Genomic DNA, 9,726 nt, shown 5'->3' with positions numbered 1-9,726 from the left:
AAATAAGTCCATTATTTTCATCAACTATGAATTAACATTCAATTGTAGAAAGTTAACATTCCGAGATTCCTATGCTATAATATTCGTCTTTTGATTGGAAGGTTTTCGTTTTGTCCCAGCCTCTTCTTTATTGACATATTAAAGTGGAGCCTTTTCCACCATTCTACCGTTTCGACCTTCTGTTGTCTCTGCCATTTTTAAGGAGCGAATGACTGCTTCTTCCGTTGCCTCTGTTACAGCTTGAAAAAGTCTATTCATTAGCTGATGACTGTCACGGACGAATGTCATTAATTCAGTAGGAGAATCTGTGTCATGGCTATGGGTCTGTGCTGTTGAAAATGCGATAGCAATGTCACCGCTCCCATGCGCAATATGACTGCCTGTTCTTCCAAGGCCAGCAGCACAACGTTTTGCTAAGCGCTTTAATTGCCTATCATACAGTGGGGCATCTGTTGCCACAATCATCATAATTGACCCATCTGGAGTGTCTAGTTGCTTTTTAGGGAAATCTGCAAATAATGCCTCGTCACGACTTCCATAATTACTTAGTACAAGCACGCCTACTGTGTAAGTTTCACCACTATCAGTAACTACTCGTGAAGAGGTGCCAATTCCACCTTTATATCCAAAGCAAACCATTCCTTTCCCAGCACCGATCGCCCCTTCTTTAACGGGTTCTGTCGTTGCATTCTTAATTGCTTGAATCGCATGGTCGGGTTTTACAGCCTGTTTTCTGATCGAATTTAAATATCCGTCATTACATTCTCCAACAACAATATTTATCGTACCAGTGCTATCACCAATTTCTTCATTTCCCGCCAGCATATACTGTAATGTACCTTGCAAAACAGATCCAACACTAAATGTATTTGTTAACATAATAGGTGATTCTAAAAATCCGAGTTCATCAAGTTGGATAAGGCCCACTGTTTTTCCAAAGCCATTAATTACCGCACTTGAGGCATGGACTTTGTCTTTAAATAGATTCCCTCCATGTGGCAATATGGCTGTGACACCTGTACAGACGGTATTTTCATTATTCATTTTTTCATATAACGTAACATGTCCAACTTTGACGCCTTGAACATCTGTAAGACAGTTTTCTTTGCCCTTTGGAAGTGTCATATGTGTACCCCTTTTATTGTAGTTAGTTGTAGAAACATCATTTTGTATGCTAAATATTACGTTTAATATCGGGAAATTAAGAATGTAGGTTAGTTAAACTTGAAGTTGTTTTATGTCGGCTTCTTGTTGGATTGAACGTGGGGAGAGTAAGTCTATCACTTGTTGTTGACTAGCTTGATTTAATTCAATCCTTTTTAATATTTTATTATTCTCAACAACAGCTAGTTTAATTTGTTTTTGTTCTGAATCAAGGTTTTTTACATCGTCTTTAAGAACTTTCACATCACTCTTGAGGCTATTCACATCATCTTTAAGGCTATTCTGTTCCTTTTCTATATTATTTACTTTTCCAGAAATTACTTTAAGTTCTGCCAAAATTTGATTAGCAATTTCATCGCTCATTCGCTTTTCCTCCTTGTCCTATTAATATGTCACATACAAAATGATGTTACTCATATTATAACAAAAAACCAAGAAATATCGACAAATTCTTAAGCATGAAATAAAAACAAGCGTGGAACAATAATAGTTAAAAAAGTGAGCGGAGGAAATAAATTGAAGAAACGAATATTTACAGTATTATTTGGGTTAATCTTATCTATATTTGCCCTTGAACAAGCTTCTGCAGAGGGAAAAGTTGGACTTGAAATAGGTAACCAGGCACCTGATTTTGAATTAGAAACATTGGATGGTGAAAAAGTAAAGCTATCTGATTTCCGTGGTAAACCTGTGATGCTGAATTTCTGGGCAACTTGGTGTCCACCTTGTAGAGAAGAGATGCCTGACATGCAGAAGTTCCATGAAAATAACGATGTAGTTGTTTTAGCAATTAATGTGACACATACTGAAATAAATGAGAAAAACGCTGCGAAATTTGTGGATGAGTTTGGTTTTACGTTCGATGTATTATTGGATGTCAATGGTGAAGCCTCGGATATCTATCGCATAAGACCAATTCCAACAACATACATGATTACTTCTAAAGGGGAGATTAGCCATAAGGCTCTGGGAGCATTGACATATGAAGCAATGGTAGAGGAACTAGAGAAGATGGAATAGGTTTAAATAGCAAATTTAAATATTGCAAGTAATCAATAGATAATGTTACAATGATAGAAATTATATACGCAATTCCTTCGGGGCAGGGTGAAATTCCCTACCGGCGGTGATGAAGCAATGCTTCAAAGTCCGTGACCCGCATTGGTGAAAACCAATCGGTGGACCTGGTGAAATTCCAGGACCGACAGTTAAAGTCTGGATGGGAGAAGGAATTTTAGACACAATAAACAACGCAATACGTTTATGTATTTTTGTCATACATACCGTTTTTTTGTGATGTTTTCTAAAATTCATTTTACTATTTAAAGCCTCCGAGGAGTATCTCAGAGGCTTTTTTTTTGCGTTAAACCTTTTAAAGAAAGAAGGGAATAAGGGATGTTTACAGGAATTATTGAGGAATTAGGTACAGTTGAGAAGCTACAAAAGGTTTCTGAACAAGCGGTACAGATAACAATTCAGTCAAGGAAAATCCTTGAAGATGTAACTATTGGTGATAGTATCTCTGTGAATGGCATTTGTTTGACTGTTACTAATTATACAAATAACAACTTTCAAGTAGATGCAATGCCAGAAACGATTAAATCAACATCATTAAATGTCTTAAAACCCAGTTCAAAAGTAAATTTGGAACGGGCAATGGCAGCAAATGGAAGGTTTGGAGGGCATTTTGTTTCGGGTCATGTTGATGGTATTGGGAAAATTGTGAAGAAAAAGAAAGAACAAAACGCAGTTTACTACGATATAGAGATTGCGGAGAATTTATCGCAATATGTCATGTATAAAGGGTCAATTACTGTGGACGGAACTAGTTTAACTGTTTTTGGAGTTAGAAAAAACACGTTTACTATTTCACTCATTCCTCATACAGTTTCAAAAACAATCCTTGGCGAAAAAGGGGAAGGGGATATTGTGAACATCGAATGCGATTTGCTGGCAAAACATGTTCAACAAATGCTTCATAGAGAAAGTAGTCAGGAGAAAAAAGACATCGATAAAGAGCTTTTAAAAAATAATGGCTTTATCACGGATTAACGGGCTGTAATCTAAGCACGAGAAAATCAAAATATGAATATCGAGTTGTGCCAAATGTGATCCCCTAATGGTATAAACAGCCCGTAAATTCCTGATTCTGTTCAACTAACAATCTGCAGAAAAAAACACCTGCAGATTGAGTTTCACTTTATGTAAAGGATGTGAAAGAATTGATAAACACAATTGAAGAAGCAATTACAGATTTAAAAGGTGGAAAAGCCATTATTGTAGTAGATGATGAAAATAGGGAAAACGAAGGTGACCTTGTAGCATTATCTGAGATGGCAACACCAGAATTGATTAATTTGATGATTACACATGGGAAAGGTTTGGTATGTGTGCCAATACAAAAGGCACATGCAGAGAAGATAAATTTACCTTTGATGAGTAACAATAGTACAGACCCGTTAGGAACGGCGTTTACAGTCTCTATCGATCATATAAACACAACTACAGGAATTAGTGCCAGTGAAAGAGCATTAACCATACGTTCATTAACAGAACCTGACGTGTCGTCAACCTATTTTAAACAGCCAGGCCATGTATTTCCTTTAATCGCAAAGGATGGTGGGGTTCTAACTCGTCCAGGTCATACGGAAGCAGCAGTTGACTTAGCTATCTTATGTGGTGCTTTTCCTTCAGGAGTCATTTGTGAAATTATTAAAGAGGATGGCACAATGGCCCGATTGCCTGATTTAGAAGGAATGGCTGAGGCGTACGACTTAAAGTTAATCACGATTGCAGATTTAATCGAATATAGAAAAAGTCAAAAACAAATGGTAAGGGGATAGAAAAATGGGAAATATTTTTGAAGGAAATTTAGTAGGAACGGATTTAAAGGTTGGGATTGTTGTAGCGAGGTTTAATGAATTTATTACAAATAAGTTGTTGGATGGTGCAATAGATTCATTGAAAAGACATGGTGTTGCCGAAGAAAATATTGATGTTGCATGGGTACCTGGCGCCTTTGAATTGTCATTAATCGCAGGGAAACTTGCAGCAATGGAGAAATATGATGCGGTCATCGCATTGGGTACCGTTATTCGAGGTTCAACACCTCACTTCGATTTTGTTTGTAATGAAGCGGCAAAAGGAATTGCTAACGCTTCAGTAAAAACTGGAAAACCTGTGATTTTTGGAGTGTTAACAACGGAAACAATTGAACAAGCAATTGAACGAGCCGGAACAAAATCTGGAAATAAAGGATCAGAAGCTGCCGTTTCTGCAATAGAAATGGCCAATCTGATTAAAATGGTAGAAAACTAATGGAAGGGTCGATAGTGTAAAAAAATTACGCACTATCGACTTTTTATATCCTTTTTGCAAGTAGCATATTTTCAACTACTAAGCTAAACTAGTGTAGTAGAGTTAAGAGAATTACGGGGGAGATTAGAATGAAACTATTACTTGGACAACTATTTTTTATTGGTGTTATTTGGATAGCCATGGCAGTCTTTTATAATGATATGACGACATCATTAAGTAGATATACTTTCTATCTAGTTACATCATGGCTGTTATTTATTATAGTTATTACTATTAAAACATGGTTAAAGGAAAGAAAAGAGAAGAAGAATTAGTTTTTTACCAAAGGAAGGTCTATCTATGCTTACAATTGAAAATTTATATAAATCATACGGTGAAAAAGTATTGTTCCAAGATATCTCCTGCCGGGTTGCGGAGCGAGAGCGGATTGGATTAATTGGTGTCAATGGTACTGGGAAATCAACATTTCTAAAAGTAATTGCTGGCATTGATTCTGCTGAGAAGGGAACAATCAGTCATTCCAAAGACTATCGTATTGAATACTTAGCACAAGATCCTACATTGGAGCCTGACTTAACGGTCATACAGCAAATCTATTATGGAGAAGCGACGATCATGAAGGTCATTCGAGCTTATGAAGAGGCGCTTTTTCTACTCGAGCTTGATCCAACAAGTACAGAGGCTCAACAGAATGTTTTAAAATTGCAACAAAAGATGGATGAAGAAGAGGCTTGGGAAGCAAATACTGCTGCTAAAACGGTATTAACAAAGCTAGGAATTACAGATTTCAATAAAAAAGTTTCTGAATTGTCGGGTGGTCAGCGGAAGCGAGTTGCAATAGCCAAGGCACTCATTCAACCAGCTGATTTACTCATTCTTGATGAGCCGACAAACCATTTAGACAATGAAACGGTCGAATGGTTGGAGAAGTATTTACAAACGTATAAAGGCTCTTTGTTACTCGTTACCCATGACAGGTACTTCCTAAATCGGGTTACAACGAAAATATTTGAATTAGATAAAGGTAATCTTTATATCTATGATGGAAATTACGAATTATTTTTAGAAAAAAAGGCAGAACGAGAAGAACTAGAATTTGCCCATGAGGCCAAACATAAAAACACATTAAAACGTGAACTTGCCTGGCTAAGACGTGGAGCAAAAGCCCGTTCAACAAAACAAAAGGCTAGAATTGAACGAGTAGAGGAAATGAAAGGAAAGACGTTTGATACGAAAAATCAGAACCTAGAATTCCAAGTTGGTTCAACGCGTTTAGGGAAGAAAGTCATTGAATTAACAAATATAGAAAAGTCCTTTGCGAATAAAACGTTAATACATGATTTTAGCCATCTGATTATTCCAGGGGATCGTATTGGGATTATCGGATCAAATGGTTCAGGAAAGTCTACATTGCTAAACATTATGGCAAATCGTATCGCTCCTGATAATGGGGAGATTGAAATTGGTGAAACGGTAAAGATTGGTTACTATACGCAGGGTAATGCCGAGATTGATGGTGATTTGCGTATGATTGATTATATTAAAGAAGTCGCTGAAGTTATCCATACAAAGGATGGACAAGTCATCACTGCTGAACAGATGCTTGAGAGATTCTTATTCTCAAGACATGTGCAGTACACCTATATTCGTAAACTGTCAGGTGGAGAAAAACGAAGACTGTATTTGTTAAAAGTCTTAATGACCGAACCAAATGTTTTGTTTTTAGATGAGCCAACAAATGACTTAGATACACAAACATTAGGTGTCCTAGAAGACTATTTAGATCATTTTCCTGGTGTCGTTATTACCGTTTCTCATGATCGTTACTTCCTAGATAGAGTTATTGACCATCTGCTTGTTTTTCAAGGCCAAGGTACCATTAGTCACTTTTTCGGTAACTACAGTGATTATTTAGAAAAGAAGCAAGATGTTAAGAAGCAAACAAAACCAGAAAAAACAAGTGAAAAACCACTTAAAGAGAAAAAGCGTAAACTTTCTTACAATGAGAAGAAAGAGTATGAACAAATAGAAGATATTATTATGGAACTAGAAGAAAAAATTAGTGAACTACAAGCGGAAATTGTCGAAGCTGGTAGTGATTCCGAGAAGGTACAAAAACTATATGCTGAGCAACAAATAACCGAGACGGAATTGGAAAAGAAGATGGAACGATGGGAAGAGCTATCCTTGCTAGTCGAGGAAATAGAAAATCAAAAATAGATATTCATTCAAATAAATGTGAGTAATGTCACTGGGTTGTGAGATATTCTTCAAGAAATAAGAACAAGTATATATTAAAAAAAACACACGTTATTTCTATTGTGAAGTAACGTGTGTTTTGCTCTATACATATGACGGATATATTGTTATTCCGCTAGTCCCTCAATCGCAAGATTCTCTACAATTGCTGTACCATTGTCTAAAATATTAGCTTCAAGTTCGATACGGTCACCGCGTTGTAAGAAAACGGATAATGGTGCTTTTGATGAATTGACAGTATAGATCGTTTTATCTCCAATTAATAAAAATTGTACAAGTTGTCCTGTATCTTGCGTAGTTACAACAACTCGGTCAATGACACCATCACGTTTGTCTAATGCAGTTTCTCCAGTTGATTCTACATTACTCGGATCCTGTGCAAGTGCCAGACGATATGCATCAAGGGTTTGCCTTGCTGTATCACCAAACACAACAAAGTCGGCATCAGCAGCTTTAATATAAGCATAATGCTTGAATAGTCCGTTCGGGTCAAGTACATTTACTACCCATGTTGGGTTTCCATCGATGTTGTATAATACTGGCATCGATCCAGTCCAGTTCTTTTCTGGGAATTCTTTATCAACAATTTCTCTTGCACCTTTACTATCCATGATCCCATTATTTTTGGCCCCATTATAGTAGACAAGCTCTCCGGTACGTGCGTTTATTAATGTGTAACCAAGGGCAGAATCGATGTTCTCTTTTGGTGAAGACATGTCGGTAAAGTAATGCATGTCGCCATTTTCATCAAATATTGGTGTAACATTGCTTTCGGTTCCAGACTCATTTGGTATTTTTACATCTTTCTTACCAAACAATGAATTAAACCAACCATGAACGTATTTTCCAAAATAATTATTTTCATCAGAAGCAATTTCTGAGCTAATTGGTCCGTCGACAAATGTAGGTGCTTCTGCTACTGGGTAAAGTGAAACATCACTTGTAACAGGATCCACTACTGCTACTTTCAAATCGGACATATCTGGTTTATTCGTTATGCCGATTGGTTTGTATAATGTCTGAACATACCATGGTTTTCCATCTTCATCCACTTCAATTTGTGCTTCCCCACTTTGAATGTAATTTGGATGCGCACCGTAAATCACACGATTGATATTATCGTTAAAATAGCTTGAATTTGTATAGCTCATTTTGCTTTCGATAAATTCAGGTTGTGCATTGACATCCGTTGCAGAAATGGTGAAATAACCTTCTGTTTCTTTCCCACGGAAGTAACGCCAAAAACTAGAAAATTCAACTGGTGCAACAAAAACGATTTCCTCGTTTACTTTTTGTACTTGTAATTTACCCAAATCGTAGAACTGTGTATTTGGGACAACACTCATTGCTTTTTGCACTTTGTTACGGGCAAATTCAGGTGATACGACGATTGGTGTAGCATCTTTATCCAATGGTTTCGCTTCATCCACTTCTGATTTCGCAATAGACTCGTAGGAATCATTTAATGCATTGATTCCAAGCACAACAAATGCAATAATTGCGATAAGAGATGTTATAATAATTCCAGCAGTAATAATGTCATATTGCTTACTTTCACCTGAAAAAGGTTTGGTTCTTGTGAATGCATAAATACTAACCAATCCTATAAATGCAACAATTAAATTAAGTGTTGCCATATTTGGAATTGTAATGGCTGGTAAAACGATGTAGACACCAATCGCTGTAAAAACAAATAAGATAATAAAAGTTATTCCAATTGCTCTTATTGGCTTAGAGTCTTTTTTCTTATTCTTTAAAAGAACAAGGATGCTTACTACGAAATATAAAATAAAGGATAATATAGTTGTTGTTAAAATTCCTGTCATAGATCCATCTCCTATTCATTAGACTAATATGTAATACGTCTTAAGATGAAAAAAGGTTTCAATTTTCAAGAGAGTCGGAATGGATGTTTGAATAAAGCTGGGCAAGGGAACATAATAAGTGGTTGATTTGATACATATATGATATGTTTAAAATTACCTGAAATATGGGATGATAAGATTTAACCGAACTTATTTTGAAATGATATATATTAGAATATACAAGGAGGAAAAAGATGAAATTATTACAAGTAAGGAAGGGTCAGTTCGTTTTCTATAAAAATGAATTGCATAAAGTATATAGTGTAAAAGCAATGTTTAAAAAATCGGTCCATTTATACCGTTTAAAAGATATGCAACAAGTACTAACACAGGCTAGTGAAATCCAACTTTATAGACCAAAGCATAATGACACATTCATATTTTACGGGAAAAGGTATACCATTGATCAAAATGCAAAGGCAAAACCTGGTGATTACATTCTAATCGTAAAACCAGCCCCAGATTTTCTAGATCACTACTCTTTAAATGAAATTGAGAAAGTAGAAAGTATTGAGGATGGAAATGTGGTTACGACGAGAGATAACGGAGTGAAACACCATGAGTATGTTGTGATGGTCCCAGGTAAAGCAGAAGCAAGTCAGGAAATTTCATATTATGATAAGAGCCTTGTACCAGAAGACCAACAGTTAAAGGATGAATCGATTTCTTATTTAGTAGAAAACGATGATTCATTAAAGCCAGTTGTTGGAGATATTTACATGGATGTAAAAAGTAATACAAAAGCAATGATAGTTGCAATGACAGAGGATGAAGTAGTATTTGGACATGGCGTAAGAATTCATGTCGCAGAATTACTTGATGATACTAGATATACATTACTTTATCAATTTGATGAAGATTAATTAAAAACAAGGCTGTCTTCACATTGTTTGTTACTTTTTTTTAATTTGTGGCAACGCCTTCGTGTTGGCCCGAGGCTGTGCCCGTGTCCTTGGAAAGCGAAGTATTCTGCCGGAGCGAATGGCAACACATTACATTCATACGTGTGAGTGAGCGCTTCACAAAATGAATACCATTAGTCCGAGTTTTACATCAACTACTAATTAAACTTAAAACAAAAAGTCCTTGAATGGTTTCAGGGACTTTTTGCTTTAAAGTG

General features: G+C 36.2%; 9 protein-coding genes, 1 pseudogene and 1 riboswitch. Of the genes and pseudogenes, 7 read left to right on the top strand and 3 right to left on the bottom strand.

The features are described from left to right. Positions 1 to 138: 138 nt before the first annotated feature. Entirely contained in the window at positions 139 to 1,125 is a 987-nt protein-coding gene (locus D8M05_RS13400; RefSeq protein WP_121132640.1) for a DmpA family aminopeptidase, read from the bottom strand. Positions 1,126 to 1,218: 93 nt separating this feature from the next. Then, positions 1,219 to 1,527: a hypothetical protein gene (locus tag D8M05_RS13395; protein WP_121132638.1), complete on the bottom strand. Its 309-nt coding sequence runs from the start codon at positions 1,525 to 1,527 to the stop codon at positions 1,219 to 1,221. Between the two features lie 153 nt (positions 1,528 to 1,680). Here D8M05_RS13395 and D8M05_RS13390 point away from each other — a divergent pair, with 153 nt between their 5' ends. From D8M05_RS13390 to D8M05_RS13365, 6 genes and pseudogenes are all read left to right on the top strand, one after another. Further along, on the top strand, positions 1,681 to 2,184 hold the full coding sequence (locus D8M05_RS13390) for a TlpA family protein disulfide reductase (protein ID WP_245985363.1): 504 nt from the start codon (positions 1,681 to 1,683) through the stop codon (positions 2,182 to 2,184). Between the two features lie 69 nt (positions 2,185 to 2,253). Next, a riboswitch (FMN riboswitch) is annotated at positions 2,254 to 2,399 on the top strand. Positions 2,400 to 2,559: 160 nt separating this feature from the next. Further along, positions 2,560 to 3,216 (top strand): riboflavin synthase, encoded by a 657-nt coding sequence (ribE, locus tag D8M05_RS13385; RefSeq protein ID WP_121132634.1) that lies wholly within the window; start codon positions 2,560 to 2,562, stop codon positions 3,214 to 3,216. 170 nt (positions 3,217 to 3,386) lie between these two features. Then, a pseudogene (gene ribB / locus D8M05_RS13380) lies at positions 3,387 to 4,001 on the top strand (3,4-dihydroxy-2-butanone-4-phosphate synthase); the annotation flags it as partial. A gap of 10 nt (positions 4,002 to 4,011) precedes the next feature. Continuing rightward, a complete protein-coding gene (gene ribH / locus D8M05_RS13375; RefSeq protein ID WP_121132630.1) occupies positions 4,012 to 4,482 on the top strand; it encodes a 6,7-dimethyl-8-ribityllumazine synthase in 471 nt (156 codons plus the stop codon). A gap of 128 nt (positions 4,483 to 4,610) precedes the next feature. Further along, positions 4,611 to 4,796, top strand: a complete 186-nt coding sequence (locus tag D8M05_RS13370; protein WP_121132628.1) for a hypothetical protein — start codon at positions 4,611 to 4,613, stop codon at positions 4,794 to 4,796. A 25-nt stretch (positions 4,797 to 4,821) separates the two neighbouring features. After that, complete coding sequence (locus D8M05_RS13365) at positions 4,822 to 6,702, top strand: ABC-F family ATP-binding cassette domain-containing protein (RefSeq protein WP_121132626.1); 1,881 nt, start codon at positions 4,822 to 4,824, stop codon at positions 6,700 to 6,702. 146 nt (positions 6,703 to 6,848) lie between these two features. Here D8M05_RS13365 and D8M05_RS13360 read toward each other — a convergent pair whose 3' ends face one another. Continuing rightward, the gene (locus tag D8M05_RS13360) at positions 6,849 to 8,567 is read right to left on the bottom strand and encodes a DNA-binding protein (RefSeq protein ID WP_121132624.1); all 1,719 of its coding nucleotides are present in this window, start codon (positions 8,565 to 8,567) and stop codon (positions 6,849 to 6,851) included. Between the two features lie 233 nt (positions 8,568 to 8,800). Between D8M05_RS13360 and D8M05_RS13355 the strand changes: the two genes are divergently transcribed. Continuing rightward, a complete protein-coding gene (locus D8M05_RS13355; RefSeq protein WP_121132622.1) occupies positions 8,801 to 9,469 on the top strand; it encodes a hypothetical protein in 669 nt (222 codons plus the stop codon). Positions 9,470 to 9,726 lie beyond the last annotated feature (257 nt).

Origin of the sequence: Oceanobacillus bengalensis (genome assembly GCF_003628445.1) — a bacterium.
GTDB lineage: Bacteria > Bacillota > Bacilli > Bacillales > Amphibacillaceae > Oceanobacillus > Oceanobacillus bengalensis.
The sequence above is the reverse complement of the archived record's forward strand: the minus strand, read 5'-3'. Positions and strand labels throughout refer to the sequence as shown.